Here is a 16,200-nt window from a genome sequence, read left to right on the forward strand (position 1 = left end):
GATGGGCCGCGTGGAGAAAGTGGGCGCGGCGGCCCTGCTGGTGCTGGCGCTGAGCGCCTGCACGGGCGGGCCGCCGGCCCCGGCCCAACCCTCGCCGACGGCAGCGCCGAGCGCCGCGCCCGTCTCACTCGAGACGGGGACCGACGTCGGCAACGGCCGTCCGGCCGTGAGCCACGACGGGCTGATGGTGCGGCGCCGCGCCGTCATCGCCGTCCACCCGGCCCCGGACGCCGACCTCGGCGCGTTGCGCGCCCGGCTCGAGCGGGCCGCGACCGCCGGGGGCACCGTCCTGTCCGGCATCTCCCCGGATGTGCTCGAACCAGGGGTCCTTGAGCACCTTTCTCCGGACCTCATCCTGGCGCTTCCGCCCGGAAGCACCAGCGATGATGCGCAGAAGCTGGCCGAACTGGCCTTCGGCCCGGAGGGGAGCAACCCCGGCGTGGAGCACATCCATGCCGCCTCGGTCCTGGTCCACGATCTCCAGTTCACGGTACAGTCGGCCGATCCGGCAGCCTCGGCCCATGCCATAGCCGAGGAAGGCATTCTCTCGGACGCGCTGGGCAACTACGCGACCTCCCTGAAGGGCAGAACCCTGACAGTCAGCTACACGGGACCGCTGCTCAGCGACGCGCTGGTGGAATCCGTGCGGAACGGCATCGCCCGCGGCGCAGGGGTGGAACCGGCTACCGTGGCGCTGGCTCCCCGCTCGACCACCGGGGAGGGCGTCGACCTGTCCCGCGAACCGGAACCGGCCCCGGAGCCCTCGGCCGAGGACAGCGCGGATCACCCAGGGCACAACGAAGCCGCCGCCCCTGAGGACACGGCCAGTCACGACACAGGCAGTCACGACACAGGCACCGATGATTCAGGACACTGAGGAGTCCGGGGACTGACCACACCAGTGGCCGGCCGGGGGCAAGGGGAACGCTACCGGCCGGCCACGAGGGTGTCCCGGATCTCGCGGCGCAGGACCTTGCCGATCAGCGAACGCGGCAGCTCGTCCATCACGGCAACGCGGCGCGGCACCTTGTAGGCGGCCAGGTTCTCCCGGGCAAACGCCAGCAGCGCCTCCTGGTCCAGGCCGGTGCCCGCGCACGGGACGACGGCGGCAACCACGTCTTCGCCGCCGCCCGGGCGGGGCAGTCCCACCACGCACACGTCGCGGACACCGGCGTATCCGGAGAGGACGTCTTCCACTTCCGTGGGGGAGACGTTGAAGCCCCCCGTGATGATCAGTTCCTTGATCCGGTCCCGGACGGTCACAAAATCATCCTTATCCACCGAGACAATGTCACCGGTGCGGAACCAGCCGCCTTCCAGCAGCGCTTCCTCCGTCTCCTTCGGCCGGTTCCAGTAGCCGGCAAAAACCTGCGGGCCCCGGATCAGGAGCTCGCCCTCGGCGCCCGGGGGACGGTCCAGGAGAACGTTCCGCGGGTCAACCACACGAATGTCCGTCAGGGGGAACGGGACCCCCACGGTTCCCGGTTTCCGTGTGGGCCCGAAGGGGTTGCCCAGGGCGATGGGCGAGGTTTCCGTCAGCCCGTAGCCCTCGATCAGGTAGCCCCCGGTCGCCTTCTCCCACGTATCCACCGTCGCCGTCGGCAGGTTCATCGCCCCCGAGATGGAAAAGCGGATGCTGTCCAGCGCAATACCGCGCTCGGCGGCCGCTGCGGCGATGCGGTCGTAGATCGGCGGCACCGCCGGCAGGAACGTGGCAGGCGATTTCTTGTGCGCCTTCAGCACAAGGTCGACGTCGAACTTGGGGAACAGCACCAGCTTCGCGCCGATGCTCAGGGCAAACGTCATGCACAGCGTCAGCCCATAGGCGTGGAACATGGGCAGCACCGCGTACACGGTTTCCCGGCCGTCCTTGAGCCCGGGCACCCAGGCGCGGCCCTGCGCGGCGTTGGCCTGCAGATTGGCATGGGTCAGCATGGCGCCTTTGGGCCGGCCCGTGGTGCCGCTGGTGTATTGGATGACGGCCAGGTCGGCGGCGGCCGGGCGCGGATGCCTTTTCTTCAGGTTGCCGGCGCCAAGAAGGTCCTTCCACGCCAGCACGGTCCGGGGTGCCGGCTGTGCCGCGGGCCGGGGCGGGTGCTTGCCGGCGGCCAAGGCGGCGCGCGCCGCGCGGGCCGCCGGTACGGGGAGCCGCAGCGCGATCCGTTGCAGCAGCGGCATCGACGGTATCAGTTCGACGGAGACGATGCTTCGCAGCCCGACGTCGGCGGGCAGTTGGCGGACCTTGTCCACGGCCTTGTCCCAGACAATGGCGACGGTGGCGCCGTGGTCCTCGAACTGGTGGCGCAGCTCGCGGTCCGTATATAAGGGGTTGTGTTCGACGACGACGGCGCCCAGGCGCAGTGCCGCGTGGAACGCGACGATGTGTTGCGGGCAGTTCGGCAGGACGAGTGCCACCCGGTCACCGGCCTGGACGCCGAGCTTCTTCAGGCCCGCGGCCGCCCTGTTGATGGCGGTGCCGAGGTCGCGGTAGCTGGTACGCGCCCCGAAGAATTCGAGCGCGGTCTTCTTCCCGTAGCGCCGGACGGACGAGTCCATCAGGTCGACCAGGGAGCCTTCCGGGAGCTTGAGGCTGGCGGGAACGCCGGGGCTGTAGTGGCGGGTCCAGGGGCGGTCGGGACGTCGGGCCCCTGCGGATGTGGTGCTCATGGTGTGTCCTTGCCACTGGGCTGCGCTGTGCGGGGCTGTGCCGGGCTCCCGGCCGCGGGCCCGGCCGGGCCCGTCAGGAAATCCTACCGGGGCGGCCCCGTGCGGACGCGCGCAGCGGGGAGGGGCTCCGGCGGGCGGCACTGGCCCGGAGGTGACTTTTGGCCCTTGGCGCTTGGCAGGCCCGGGCGGAAGCTGGGGCGTACACAGCGAGCCGCAGGTCCGCGCATTTCTCTGGGCCGCGCAGTTCAGAGGTTTGCGCAGTTCACAGGTTCGTGCAGGTCACAGGTTCGCGCAGTTCACGGGTTTGCGCAACGTAAAAGGTCCACGGGAGCGCCATGAAGCACCAGCAGCCGAGCCTGAACTTCCTTGGTGCCACCGACACCGTGACCGGTTCACGCTACCTGATCGACGCCGGCGGCGGGCGCGTGCTGGTGGACTGCGGACTCTTCCAGGGCTACAAGCGCAGCCGCGAGCGAAATCGGGCGCCCTTTCCGGTGCCGCCGCGGTCCATCGACGCCGTGGTGCTGACCCACGCGCACCTGGACCACACCGGTTATGTCCCTGCTCTGGTCAGGGACGGGTTCGTCGGCCCCGTGTATGCCACGGCCGGCACCACGGACCTGTGCAAACTCATCCTGCCGGACAGCGGCCACCTGCAGGAGGAAGAGGCCCGGTACGCCTTGCATCGGGGGTCATCCGCGCATGATCCCGCCCTGCCGCTCTACACGGCTGCGGACGCCGTTGCGTCCCTTAACAGATTCAAAATCCTCGAATTTGACGTTCCCCGCGATCTGGGCGGTGGCATGGAGCTGACGTTTGTGCCGGCCGGGCACATCCTGGGGGCCGCCCAGGTGCACGTCCGGCTTGGCTCTCAGTCGGTGCACTTCACCGGGGACCTGGGCCGCGCCGATGACCCGTTCATGTATCCACCCCGTCCGCTCGGCGAGACCGGCATCCTGGTGACGGAATCAACCTACGGCAACAGGAAACACTCCACCGAGGATCCGGAGCAGCTACTGGGAGAAATCATCAACCGCGTCGCGAAACGCGGTGGGGTCATCATGTTTGCCGCGTTCGCCGTCGGCCGGGCCGAAACGCTCATGCTGTACCTGTCCCGGCTCTTGCGCAAGGGCGCGATTCCCCGCATCCCGGTCTACCTGAACAGCCCCATGGCCATCGACGCCTCCGAAATGTACCAGCGCCACCCCGAAGAACACCGGCTCAAGCGGGAGGAATACGTGGACATGTACAAGCTGGCCAAACTCACCCGCACAGTGGACGAATCCAAGTTGCTGAACCTGCGCGGCGGGCCCATGATCATCATCTCGGCCAGCGGCATGCTGACTGGCGGACGGATCCTGCACCACGTCGCGGCATACGGCCCCGACCCGAAGAACGCCATCATCCTCAGCGGTTACCAAGCCAGCGGCACGCGGGGGGCCACCCTGGCTGCCGGTGAACGCGAGCTGCGCATCTACGGGGAGGACGTCAAGGTGCGGGCCGAGGTTATCCAGATGGAAAGCCTGTCCGCGCACGCCGACGGCGACGCCATCATCGCGTGGATGAGGGCGGCAGAAATAGAGCCCCGCATGACCTATATCACGCACGGTGACCCGGACGCGTCGGACGCCCTGCGTATCAGGATCAAACGCGAACTCGGGTGGCGGGCCAGGGTGCCCGAATACCTGGAAACGATCGAAATCGAGGATCCGCGATGATCCCCGGGGCCGTCACCCGCACCACCGTGCTCAAGGAGATCCACGACCTCGCCCGGCCGCTGAAAACCGATCGGGACCTCAGCGGCCTCGTGCGCCGCGCGGCCGACTGCCGTTTTGTCGCCATCGGCGAGGCCTCCCACGGCACCCACGAGTTCTACACCTGGCGTGACACGCTCAGCAGGAGGCTCATCGCGGAGGAAGGCTACAACTGGATTGGGGTGGAAGGGGACTGGCCCGACTGCTGGCGCATCAACCGCTGGGTCCGCGGCCAGGACGGGAAGGACCAGGGCGTCCACGCGCTGCTGGCCGGCTTTGAACGCTGGCCGACCTGGATGTGGGCCAACGAGGAAGTCGCGGCGTTCCTGGACTGGCTGCGCAGCTGGAACCTGGCCAGGCCGCCGGACAAGCGTGTCGGGTTCTACGGACTGGATGTCTACTCGCTCTGGGATTCGCTGCGCGAAATCATTGGCTGGCTGCAGGAGAACGTTCCCGACGCCGTGCCCGCGGCCGAGCGCGCCTGGCAGTGCTTCCTGCCCCACCACGAAGACCCGCACCAGTATGCCTGGAGCACGCGGCTTGTTCCGCAGTCCTGCGAGCCCGACGTCGTGGCCCTCCTGACCGAGGTCAGGAACCGGGCCTTCAGCCCCGGCCACCATGAGGAGGACGCCTTCGACGCCGTCCAGAACGCTGAAGTCGCGGCCAACGCCGAACACTACTACCGCATCATGGTCCGCGGCGACCGGCAGTCCTGGAACGTCCGCGACCACCATATGGCCGACACCATCGACCGGGTCAGCAGGCACCTGGGGCCGGCGTCGAAGGGCCTGATCTGGGAACACAACACGCACATCGGCGACGCCCGGGCCACCGACATGGCGCAGGACGGCCTGGTCAACGTCGGGCAGCTGCTGCGCGAACGCCACGCGGGCGAAGGGGTGCTGCTGGTCGGCTTCGCAGCCCATCGCGGCTCCGTGATCGCCTCCGACGGGTGGGGCCGCCCCGAACGCATCCTGGCGGTGCCGGAAGCACGCCCGGGCAGCCACGAAGACTTCCTGCACCAGGCCCTGGGGGTGCCCGCAGTGCTGGAGTTCGGCGACGACAGGACCGGGCCATGGCTTTCGACATGGCTCGGGCACCGGGCGATCGGCGTCGTCTACCACCCGGAGAGGGACGCCGGAAACTACGTTCCGACCCGAATGGGGGAGCGCTACGATGCCCTCATCTGGCTGGAACAAACGGCACCGCTGCGGCCGGTTCACCATGAAGGCCCGCCCCAAGAACCGGAGTTCGAGACCGAGCCCACCGGATACTAGGCCGGTGTGCATTCCAGGAAAGCAGGAACCAGCATGAGCAAAGCAATCATTGTCGGCATCAACGGCTCGGCGGGCAGCAATGCCGCCCTGGCCTGGGCCCTTGAACGGGCCGCCCGGGACAAGCTCCCGGTCACGGTCGTTCACGCGGTGGACGACCGCTGGATGTCGCCGGATTTCCAGTACCACGAGATCATCCGGGAATCGGGGATGGAACTGCTTCGGGACGCGGAGGCGGCCGCCCGGCAGCAGGCCCCGGAGGTCACGGTGGACATCCAGCTCCGTCATGGCAGCGGCGGCTCGGTGCTCCGGGACGTGTCCAAGGAGGCCGCCATGATCGTGGTCGGCGGGCATGACAAACATTGGATGGGCGGCGGCCCCATGACGGACCGGGCCCTGCAGGTTGTCTCGGCCTCGGAATGCCCGGTAGCGGTCGTGCCGGCGAAACCTGCCGACGGGGCAAAGGGCGTTGTGGTCGGCGTGGACGGCTCCGAGGAGTCGCTGCAGGCCGTCGCTTTCGCGGCCGCAGAAGCTGACCGGGGTGGAGACGAGCTCACCGTGGTCCTCGCGTTCAAGAGCCCTGCCCGGTGGGTCGAGAAGCAGCTGCCGACCAGCGGTCTCGCCGAGAGCATCGTCGAAGAGGACCGGATTGTCCTCGCCGAGTCGGTCGCCGGGCTCGGCGACAAATATCCCGACCTGGTGGTCCACCAGCGCCTGGAAACGAACACCGAACCGGCCAAGGCCCTCGTGGATATCGCCGCCGGCGCCAGAGAGTTGGTGATCGGAAGCCGCGGACGTGGCGGGTTCTCCCGGACAGTGCTCGGCTCCACGGCACACGCAGTGCTCCTAAACGTGCCGTGCCCCACCATCGTCACGCGGGTGCACAAGGTCAAGCACGGGGACTGACCGCCAGGCAGGCAACCCGTTGCCCGGCAGGACCCGGAACGGGCCGGAAGGCCCCCTTTTGGAGGGGGCTTTCCGGCGTCGCCCACGGATGGGAGGATGATGCCGTGGACCCCTTCTTCAATTTCGTCACTCACTTTTGGTGGCTCGTCTTCCCCCTGAGCGGACTGGCCGGCGGGTGGGCGCGGTCCTGGTCCAAGGCCGCCGAACGCCGGCACCGCCGCCGGGTGGAGCTTTACACGCTCAAGAACCAGGCGGCGCAGGCAGAGCAGGCCAGCCAGGCCGACGTGCTGGCCCTCATGAAGGCGCACGATACCGTCAACAAGCGCTGGCTGGACTACGAACTCGACGTGGGCAAGCTGATCGACTATCCGGTCATGACTGACGTCCGGGAGCCGCTAACCGTGGCTTTCCTGCGGGCCAAGCGCGAGGCCGACGGGCTGCGGCCCGCCGCCCCGGCAGAAGTCAGGACCGCCGCACGGCTTGCGGAGTACCGGGCGGCCGTGACCAGCTTTGAACTCGCATTCGACGTCGCCGAACGGGAAGCCAAGCGGATCAGGGACAGCAAGTTCACCGGTCCCGAACGCCAGCGGCTGGAGACGGCACGGAAACTTCTGCGGATCGCATCGGACGCGGCCGCGACTCCCGCCGAGCGGCAGACGGCCTACCGGCGCGCCCGCCGGGAACTCGACGGGCTCATCGTGCTGCCCGAGGCGACGCTCGCGGCGCTGGAGGACAGGATCGCTTCGATGCTCGACGCCGGTCCGGCGCCGGACGCCCGCCGGGCCGTCTAAGGTGCGCCGCATCCGGCGGAGCCCCACGGTGCCCCCTGTGACCGGCATCGCACCGCCACGGCGAATGCCCCTGCCGCCCGCGCGGACCGAATTTAGGGTCTTCTGGCACGTTTTGCCCCGCCCGCATTCCCACGTACCATCGATAAGGTTTCAAGCTGCATAAGCGACCATCGTGAGTTCATCGGACCGACCCCGGATGAACCTGGTGGCCATGCGGCACCGGGGACGTGAAACTGGCTGACCATGGACACTGCAGATTGGGCAACAGGTGGAAATCACCGTAATGGTGGCGCTAGTGATATCGCTGGCGCTGTTCTTCGACTTCACCAACGGATTTCATGACACCGCGAACGCCATGGCTACCCCCATCGCGACCGGCGCCATCAAACCGAAAACAGCAGTTGCCCTCGCGGCGGTGCTGAACCTCGTGGGAGCGTTCCTCTCCACTGAAGTCGCCAAGACCGTCTCGGGCGGCATCATCAAGGAAGGCTCGGACGGTGTCCAGATCACCCCGGACATCATCTTCGCCGGGCTGATGGGCGCCATCCTCTGGAACATGATCACCTGGCTCAAGGGCCTGCCGTCCAGTTCCTCCCACGCCCTCTTCGGCGGCCTGATCGGCGCCGCGATCGCCGGCATCGGCATCCACTCGATCAACTTCGAGTCGCTCCTGCAGAAGGTCATTCTTCCCGCAGTGTTCGCCCCGATCATCGCCGGCGGCGTCGCCTACTTGTGCACGCGGCTGGCCTACGCCCTGACTTCCCGCCACGACCCGGAAACGGGTGACAAACTCACGCAGAGGCGCGGCGGATTCCGGACCGGGCAGGTCTTCACGTCCAGCCTTGTGGCGCTGGCGCACGGCACCAACGACGCCCAGAAGACCATGGGCATCATCACGCTGGTCCTGATCTCGGCCGGCACCCAACCCGCGGGTTCCGACCCCCAGTGGTGGGTCATCACGGCCTGCGCCCTGGCCATCGCGATCGGCACCTATGCCGGCGGCTGGCGGATCATCCGCACCATGGGCTCAGGCCTCACCGAAGTGAAGCCCGCCCAGGGATTCTCCGCGGAGACCAGCACCGCCGCCGCTATCCTTGCCTCCTCGCACCTGGGCTTCGCCCTGTCCACCACACAAGTGGCCTCCGGCTCAGTCATCGGCTCCGGAATGGGACGCCGCGGCACCACCGTGCGGTGGGGAACCGCCGGCCGGATTGCCATCGGCTGGCTGTTCACGCTCCCCGCAGCCGGAATCGTGGGCGCACTGACAGCGATGCTCGTGCAGACCGGGGTCGTTGGAGTGGTCATCGCGGCCGTCGCCGGCACCGCCGCCGTGGCCTACATGTTCGTGCATTCGCGCAAATCCCATGTCGGCCACCACAACGCGGTCCAGATCGAGGAAGTCGGCCAGGCCGTGCAATTCCGTAAGAAGAAGTCCGCCGCGAAGGCGATCAGGAACGGTGGTGTCCAGCGATGAAATGGTTGGAACTGTTCAGTGTGGCAGGTGCCACGCTTGTCTCCGCAGTGACGGTCGTCGTCCTCTACGCCCTGGGTGTCCGGCTTACGGCCATCGCGGGCGACATCCGGAACTCGCCGCCGTCGTGGACCCGGCCGCTCGCGTACGGCTGCTTCGCCGTGTGCGGCTGTGCGATCCTCTACGGGCTTTACCTGATCATTCCTTACTTCCACAAGTAGGGCGTCCGCGCGGCCGTGCAGCCGGTGCGTCAAGGGGATGGGAAACCGGTTACCGGATTCGCTAGGCTGGGGCCATGGTGAGCTTCCAGTACTTCGTGGCCTCGTCACTCGACGGGTTTATCGCCACGGCCGACGACAATCTGGCCTGGCTGCTGCAGTTCGACGGCTTTGAGGGCGGACAGGACAGCTATGACGCGTTCATGGCCGACGTCGGCTGCATTGTCATGGGCGGCGAGACCTACGCGTGGCTTCGGGAGCATGAACCGGACACGTGGCCGTATCCGGGCACACCCTCCTGGGTTTTCACCCGCCACGAACACTCCGCCCCGGAGGGCGCAGATGTGACGTTCGTTCGCGGGGCCGTGGGCGAGTTCGTGGACGACCTCAAAGACGCAGCCGGCGGCCGGAACGTCTGGGTTGTGGGTGGAGGCGTGCTCGCGGCGCAGTTCGCGGACGCCGGGCTGCTGGACGAACTCATTGTCTCGGTCATTCCCGTGGTCCTGGGCAGCGGCAAGCCGTTGCTGCCCATGGCGGGCCCGACGCCGCCGCTCGAGCTGACGTCTTCCCGCACCTTGGGCCGGGGCATCGTGGAGTTGCGGTACCGCTTCCCGGGCCGGACGTAGCCGGATCCGGCCAGATCCGGTACCGCAGGCGGTGCGTTCCCCTAGCGCGCGATATCGCGGATAAGGTTTGTGATCCGGGCGGTGGAGAGCCGCCGGCCGTGCTCGTCGGTCATCACGATCTCGTGGGTGGCGAGGGTCCGGCCGAGGTGGATGGCTGTGCAGGTGCCGGTGACGATGCCTTCGGAGATAGCCCGGTGGTGCGTCGCCCCGACCTCGATCCCCAGCGCCTGCCGGTTGGGACCGGCGTGCAGGCCCGCGGCGAACGAACCCAGGGTTTCGGCCAGGACGACGTGGGCCCCGCCGTGCAAAATGCCGGCCACCTGGGTATTGCCCTCCACCGGCATGGTGGCCACGGTGCGCTCCGGGCTCATCTCGAGGAAGCGGATGCCCATCTTCACCACGAGGGCTCCGACGCCGTAGCGGCCCAGCCAATCGTGCATCTCCTCGGGAACCCCGGCCGCCGCGAGCTCGGCTGCGTACGGGCCGGGCGTGAAATTGTCCATCATGGGAACTAGGCTGGCACCTGTGAGTGAAACTACCAAACCGGCCACCGCCCCTCTTCCTGCTGCCCCCCTTTCTGCAGACCTCCTCCCGGCAACTGAGCCGGATCCAGTGGTTGCGGCCAAGCCCGCCGGAAAATCCAGCCGGGCCGGGGCGTCGGTTTCCGCCACCGAGGCCCCCGTGATCCCGATCACGGACCAGCCGCGGCTACTGGTGCTCGACGGACACTCCATGGCGTTCCGGGCGTTCTTCGCCCTGCCCGCGGACAAGTTCTCCACCGCCACGGGCCAGCACACGAACGCCGTCCACGGCTTCACCTCCATGCTGATCAACCTGATCAAGGAGCAAAAGCCCACCCACGTGGCGGTCGCGTTCGACGTCTCCGATGACACGACGCACCGCAAGGCCGAGTACAGCGAGTACAAGGGCGGACGCAACGAGACCCCGCGGGAAATGAGCGGCCAGATCGACCTCATCGACAAGGTCATGGGCGCCTGGGGCATCAAGACCATCAAAATGCCCGGTTGGGAAGCTGACGACATCCTGGCCACTCTCGCCGCAATGGGGGAAAAAGCCGGTTACGAGGTGCTGCTGGTCTCAGGCGACCGCGACGCCTTCCAGCTCATCACCGACAACGTTTTTGTCCTGTACCCCAGGAAGGGTGTCAGCGATATTCCCCGCATGGACGCGGACGCCATCCAGGAGAAGTATTTCGTCAGCCCGGCCCAGTACTCGGACCTTGCCGCCCTGGTGGGGGAGTCCGCGGACAACCTCCCCGGCGTTCCCGGCGTCGGGCCCAAGACGGCAGCAAAATGGATCAACCTTTACGGCGGCCTGGAGGGGGTCCTGGAGAACCTCGACGCGATCGGCGGGAAAGTGGGGGACTCCCTGCGCGAATACGTTGACGACGTCAAGCGCAACCGGCGCCTCAACAGGCTTCACACCGACCTGGACCTGCCGGTGACACTGGACGAGCTCGCGGACCCTCGGCCGGACCAGGCCGCCCTCGAGGAGCTGTTCGACGCCCTGGAATTCAAAACCATCCGCACCCGGCTCTTTGCCCTCTACGGCAGTGAAGTTGCCGAATCCGACCGGGAAAGCCTCGAAACGCCCGACTTCGTGGTCCCGTCGGACGCAGCCGAGCTCGGCGCGTTCCTCGCGGCCGGTGCCGGCAAGCGCTCCGCGGTGGCGGTCGACCTCGTGCCGGGCCGGATCGGCGAGGACGCCGCCGCGGTGGCGATCGTCCGCGACGACTCCGCCGTCTACATCGACCTGGCCAGCCAGGATGCTGCCGCCGAAAACGTCCTGGCAGCGTGGCTGCGTGACGCCAAGGCACCGAAGGTGGTGCACGGGTTCAAGGCTGCCCTGAAGGCCCTCAGCGCCCGCGGATTGGAACTGGAGGGCGTGGTAGATGACACCTCCATCTCCGGCTACCTCATCCAGCCTGACCGCCGCAGCTATGAACTCGCCGAGCTGGCGCAACATCACCTGAACATCTCGGTTTCGACCGAGGCGGCCAAGGCGGGCCAGCTGGAGCTGGCGTTCGACGGCGACGACGCCGCCAGTGCCGGCGCGCTGGTCCACGTGGCCGCCGTCGTCCAGGCCTTGAGCCGCTTCTTCGAATCAGAACTGAAGGAACGCAAAGCCCAGGACCTGCTCACTACGCTGGAACTGCCCGTCAGCCGCGTGCTCGCCGATATGGAACTCGCGGGAATCGCCATCGACATGCCCCGCATGGACGAGCAGCTGTCGGACCTCGCCAAGGTGATCGACAACGCCCAGGAGCTGGCGTTCGCCGCGATCGGCCATGAGGTCAACCTTGGTTCGCCGAAGCAGCTCCAGACCGTGCTGTTCGACGAACTCCAGCTGCCGAAGACCAAGAAAATCAAGTCCGGCTACACCACCGACGCCGCCTCGCTCAAAAACCTGCTGGAGAAAACCGGGCACGAATTCCTGGTCCAGCTCATGGCGCACCGGGAGTCGTCGAAGCTGCGCCAGATGCTGGAGTCGCTGAAGAAGTCCGTCACGGAAGACGGCCGGATCCACACCACCTACGCGCAGAACGTGGCAGCCACGGGCCGGATCTCCTCCAACAACCCCAACCTGCAGAACATCCCGATCCGCAGCGAGGAAGGCCGTCGCGTCCGCGGCATCTTTGTGGTCAGCGAGGGCTACGAGTGCCTGCTCTCCGCGGACTACTCGCAGATCGAAATGCGCATCATGGCGCACCTCTCGGGCGACGCCGGCCTGATCCAGGCCTACAAGGACGGCGAAGACCTCCACCGGTTCGTGGGCTCGAACATCTTCCATGTGCCCACCGACCAGGTGACCAGCGCCATGCGGTCCAAGGTCAAGGCGATGTCCTATGGCCTCGCATACGGTCTGACCTCGTTCGGGTTGTCCAAGCAGCTGGAGATCTCCGTTGACGAGGCGCGGACCCTCATGAAGGACTACTTCGACCGGTTCGGGGCCGTCCGCGACTATCTCCGCGGCGTGGTGGACCAGGCCCGGATCGACGGCTACACCGCCACCATCGAGGGACGCCGGCGCTACCTGCCGGACCTGACCAGCACCGACCGCCAGCTGCGCGAGAATGCGGAGCGCATCGCGCTGAACTCTCCCATCCAGGGATCGGCGGCGGACATCATCAAGCGCGCCATGCTGGGCGTCCACGCGGAACTGGCGGCACAGGGCCTGAAATCGCGCATGCTCCTGCAGGTCCATGATGAACTTGTCCTCGAAGTCGCCGCGGGTGAGCGCGAGGCCGTGGAGAAGCTGGTGACCGAGCAAATGGGCTCGGCCGCGGACCTCAGCGTTCCGCTGGACGTCCAGATCGGCCTCGGCTCCAGCTGGTACGAGGCGGGGCACTAACGCTTACCGGTTCCGGCGCCGCCGGGACTTCAGGATTTGCAGGATTCTCAGGGGGAGAAGTACGTGGCAGATAAGTACGAGCTCAGGCGGTTCCGCGCGGTCGCGAAGGACTCGGCGGACTACGCGCAAGGCACGGCGTGGCTGCGCGGGGTCGGGATCGGCTTCTACGACGAGCCGCGCAAAGACGACTTCGTGGACAAGATCATGGCCATGTATCTCGTGGACAACCGTGAAATGACCGGCGTTTACCAGGCCGACGGCGTCGCGGCGCACTCGCTGGCGGCCGACGTCCCGGTGGCGACCTTCGCCACCCTGCGCAAGGACCTGAACATCGGCTACGGCCGTCAGCTCGAGGCCCAGCTGGTCACGGCCGTCACGGTGCGCGGGACCCACCGCCGGCAGGGACTGCTGCGGCGGATGATGACCGAGGACCTCGCCGCGGCGAAGGCGGACGGCGTCGCGCTGGCGGCACTGACCGCCTCGGAGGCCTCGATCTACGGCCGGTTCGGTTACGGCGTGGCCACCTTCGAGCGCAGCATCAAGGTCGACACCGGGCCGCGCTTCCGGTTGCGCCATGCGCCCGCCGGCTCCGTGGAGATTGCGGACCGCAAAGTCCTGCTGGATCTGGCCCCCCAGGTCTTTGGGCGGCTCCACGCTTCCATGCCCGGGTCAATCTCGCGGCAGGAGGCGTACCGGCTGCGGTCCTCGGGCATGCTCGGCCGCGACGGCGGCGAGGACGAGGCAATCCGCTGCGCCCTGCACTACGACGCCGCCGGCACCGTGGACGGGTACGTGTCCTATAAGTTCTCCGGGTGGGACGCCAAGCCGTACACCATGGAGATCGTGGACCTCGTGGCCGCGAATGACGCCGCCTATCTGGAACTGTGGCAGTTCCTGGGCAGCATCGACCTTGTGGACCGGATCAGCTGGCAGGATGCGCCGGTGGACGACCCGCTGGCCTGGGCGCTTGAGGATCCGCGGTGCGTCGAGGCCTCGGACCACCGTGACATGCTGTGGCTGCGGGTCCTGGACCCGGCCCGGGTGCTGGGATCCCGGCGCTTCTCGGCCGACGGGACGGTCGTTCTCGCGATCAGGGACAGTCTCGGCTTCGCGGACGGTACGTTCGCTCTCACGGTCAGCGGGGGAGAGGCCACGGTGACGCCGGCTCCGGAGACTGAACCGGACCTGTCCCTTGACGTCGCGGACCTCGGCTCCATCTACCTGGGCGCCGTCTGTCCCGTGACCCTGAAAGCTGCCGGCCGGATCACCGAGCACACCGCCGGGGCGGCGCTGACAGCGAGGCTCATGTTCGCCGTCGAACGTTCACCGCACTGCCTCACGCACTTCTAGGCCTCCCGCCCGCTTTCGGCGCCACCGGCGACGCGAACACTCCCGTGCGCTTTGACCGGCGTTCGAGTAAACGACTAGACTAAACGGGCGCGTACTACGTGTGCGCATCTACAATCCACAAAATCAGGATGACCCGGCGGATCGCTAGCTGTGATGCCGTGCTCTTGGCCTGCATTCCATAATGCCGGCGAAGCGGTTTGCCTGACCGACTCACTATCCACAACGGAGCCCCTACTACATGACCATCACCTCCACCGAGAAGCCCGGTACCCCCGTAGTCGCCATTAACGACATCGGTACCGCTGAGGACTTCCTCGCAGCTGTCGACGCCACCATCAAGTACTTCAACGACGGAGACCTCGTCGAAGGTACCGTCGTCAAGGTCGACCGCGACGAAGTTCTGCTCGACATCGGTTACAAGACCGAAGGTGTCATTCCCTCCCGCGAGCTTTCCATCAAGCACGACGTTGACCCCGGAGACGTCGTCTCCGTTGGCGATCAGGTCGAAGCCCTGGTGCTCACCAAGGAAGACAAAGAAGGCCGCCTGATCCTCTCCAAGAAGCGTGCTCAGTACGAGCGTGCCTGGGGCGACATCGAGAAGGTCAAGGAAGAAGACGGTGTTGTCACCGGTACCGTCATCGAGGTTGTCAAGGGTGGTCTTATCCTCGACATCGGTCTGCGCGGCTTCCTGCCCGCATCCCTCGTCGAGATGCGCCGTGTGCGCGACCTCGCTCCGTACATCGGTCAGCAGATCGAAGCCAAGATCATCGAGCTGGACAAGAACCGCAATAACGTTGTGCTTTCCCGCCGTGCATGGCTCGAGCAGACCCAGTCCGAGGTCCGTTCCACGTTCCTCAACAAGCTGGAAAAGGGCCAGGTCCGTCCCGGCGTCGTTTCCTCCATCGTCAACTTCGGTGCCTTCGTGGACCTGGGCGGCGTAGACGGCCTGGTTCACGTTTCCGAGCTGTCCTGGAAGCACATCGACCACCCGTCCGAGGTTGTCGAAGTTGGCCAGGAAGTCACCGTCGAGGTTCTCGAGGTCGACCTGGACCGCGAGCGCGTCTCCCTGTCGCTCAAGGCTACGCAGGAAGATCCGTGGCAGACCTTCGCCCGCACCCACGCCCTCGGGCAGGTTGTTCCGGGTAAGGTCACCAAGCTGGTTCCGTTCGGCGCGTTCGTTCGCGTTGAAGACGGCATCGAAGGCCTGGTCCACATCTCCGAGCTCGCCGTGCGCCACGTTGAGCTGGCCGAGCAGGTTGTCTCCGTTGGTGACGAGCTGTTCGTCAAGGTCATCGACATCGACCTCGAGCGCCGCCGCATCTCGCTCTCCCTCAAGCAGGCCAACGAGGGCGTCGACGCCGACAGCACCGAATTCGATCCGGCTCTCTACGGCATGGCCGCAGAGTACGACGAAGAGGGCAACTACAAGTACCCGGAGGGCTTCGACCCGGAGTCCAACGAGTGGCTTGAGGGCTACGAGAACCAGCGCGCAGCCTGGGAGCAGCAGTACGCTGACGCCCAGACCCGCTGGGAAGCACACAAGAAGCAGGTTGCCCAGCACGCTGCCGACGACGCTGCAGCTGCAACGTCCGGCGAGAGCGATTCCGGCACCACCAGCTACTCCTCCGAGCCGGCTGCGACCGAGACCGGTGCAGGCACGCTTGCTTCGGACGAGGCTCTTGCCGCTCTGCGCGAGAAGCTGACCGGCAACTAATTGCCCGTGTTCCTCACGGAGTCCGCTCCCTGAGGCCAGGCAGTTTGTAGCTGGAAG

Annotated in this window: 13 protein-coding genes; 11 read left to right on the top strand and 2 right to left on the bottom strand. The window is 66.9% G+C overall.

The genetic code is table 11. The features are described from left to right. Position 1: 1 nt before the first annotated feature. On the top strand, positions 2-877 hold the full coding sequence (locus AC1DXI_RS16015) for a hypothetical protein (protein ID WP_476939436.1): 876 nt from the start codon (positions 2-4) through the stop codon (positions 875-877). 50 nt (positions 878-927) lie between these two features. Here AC1DXI_RS16015 and AC1DXI_RS16020 read toward each other — a convergent pair whose 3' ends face one another. Next, on the bottom strand, positions 928-2,667 hold the full coding sequence (locus tag AC1DXI_RS16020) for a long-chain-fatty-acid--CoA ligase (RefSeq protein ID WP_476939437.1): 1,740 nt from the start codon (positions 2,665-2,667) through the stop codon (positions 928-930). A gap of 335 nt (positions 2,668-3,002) precedes the next feature. Between AC1DXI_RS16020 and AC1DXI_RS16025 the strand changes: the two genes are divergently transcribed. From AC1DXI_RS16025 to AC1DXI_RS16055, 7 genes are all read left to right on the top strand, one after another. Then, positions 3,003-4,385: an MBL fold metallo-hydrolase gene (locus tag AC1DXI_RS16025; protein ID WP_476939438.1), complete on the top strand. Its 1,383-nt coding sequence runs from the start codon at positions 3,003-3,005 to the stop codon at positions 4,383-4,385. Continuing rightward, the gene (locus tag AC1DXI_RS16030) at positions 4,382-5,698 is read left to right on the top strand and encodes an erythromycin esterase family protein (RefSeq protein WP_476939439.1); all 1,317 of its coding nucleotides are present in this window, start codon (positions 4,382-4,384) and stop codon (positions 5,696-5,698) included. Before AC1DXI_RS16025 ends, AC1DXI_RS16030 begins: the two co-directional genes overlap by 4 nt. 33 nt (positions 5,699-5,731) lie before the next feature. Next, positions 5,732-6,601: a universal stress protein gene (locus tag AC1DXI_RS16035; RefSeq protein ID WP_476939440.1), complete on the top strand. Its 870-nt coding sequence runs from the start codon at positions 5,732-5,734 to the stop codon at positions 6,599-6,601. 104 nt (positions 6,602-6,705) lie between these two features. Continuing rightward, positions 6,706-7,392 (top strand): hypothetical protein, encoded by a 687-nt coding sequence (locus AC1DXI_RS16040; RefSeq protein ID WP_476939441.1) that lies wholly within the window; start codon positions 6,706-6,708, stop codon positions 7,390-7,392. Between the two features lie 268 nt (positions 7,393-7,660). Then, positions 7,661-8,866 (top strand): inorganic phosphate transporter, encoded by a 1,206-nt coding sequence (locus tag AC1DXI_RS16045; RefSeq protein ID WP_476939442.1) that lies wholly within the window; start codon positions 7,661-7,663, stop codon positions 8,864-8,866. Then, entirely contained in the window at positions 8,863-9,084 is a 222-nt protein-coding gene (locus tag AC1DXI_RS16050) for a hypothetical protein (protein ID WP_018773023.1), read from the top strand. The genes AC1DXI_RS16045 and AC1DXI_RS16050 overlap by 4 nt, the downstream gene beginning before the upstream one ends. 74 nt (positions 9,085-9,158) lie before the next feature. Then, positions 9,159-9,707, top strand: coding sequence for a dihydrofolate reductase family protein (locus AC1DXI_RS16055; RefSeq protein ID WP_018773022.1), 549 nt, complete (start codon positions 9,159-9,161; stop codon positions 9,705-9,707). 41 nt (positions 9,708-9,748) lie between these two features. Here the strand turns inward: AC1DXI_RS16055 and AC1DXI_RS16060 are convergent, their stop codons facing one another. Then, entirely contained in the window at positions 9,749-10,213 is a 465-nt protein-coding gene (locus AC1DXI_RS16060; protein WP_476939443.1) for a hotdog fold thioesterase, read from the bottom strand. Positions 10,214-10,232: 19 nt separating this feature from the next. On the opposite strand from AC1DXI_RS16060, the gene polA reads away from it, so the two are divergent. The 3 genes from polA (at position 10,233) to rpsA (ending at position 16,143) form a co-directional block, all read left to right on the top strand. Further along, entirely contained in the window at positions 10,233-13,079 is a 2,847-nt protein-coding gene (gene polA, locus AC1DXI_RS16065) for a DNA polymerase I (RefSeq protein ID WP_476939444.1), read from the top strand. Positions 13,080-13,142: 63 nt separating this feature from the next. Then, on the top strand, positions 13,143-14,429 hold the full coding sequence (locus AC1DXI_RS16070; RefSeq protein ID WP_476939445.1) for a GNAT family N-acetyltransferase: 1,287 nt from the start codon (positions 13,143-13,145) through the stop codon (positions 14,427-14,429). Between the two features lie 238 nt (positions 14,430-14,667). Next, a complete protein-coding gene (rpsA, locus tag AC1DXI_RS16075; RefSeq protein WP_026537355.1) occupies positions 14,668-16,143 on the top strand; it encodes a 30S ribosomal protein S1 in 1,476 nt (491 codons plus the stop codon). Positions 16,144-16,200: the final 57 nt, after the last annotated feature.

It is taken from the genome of Arthrobacter sp. P1_H7, from assembly GCF_056405215.1.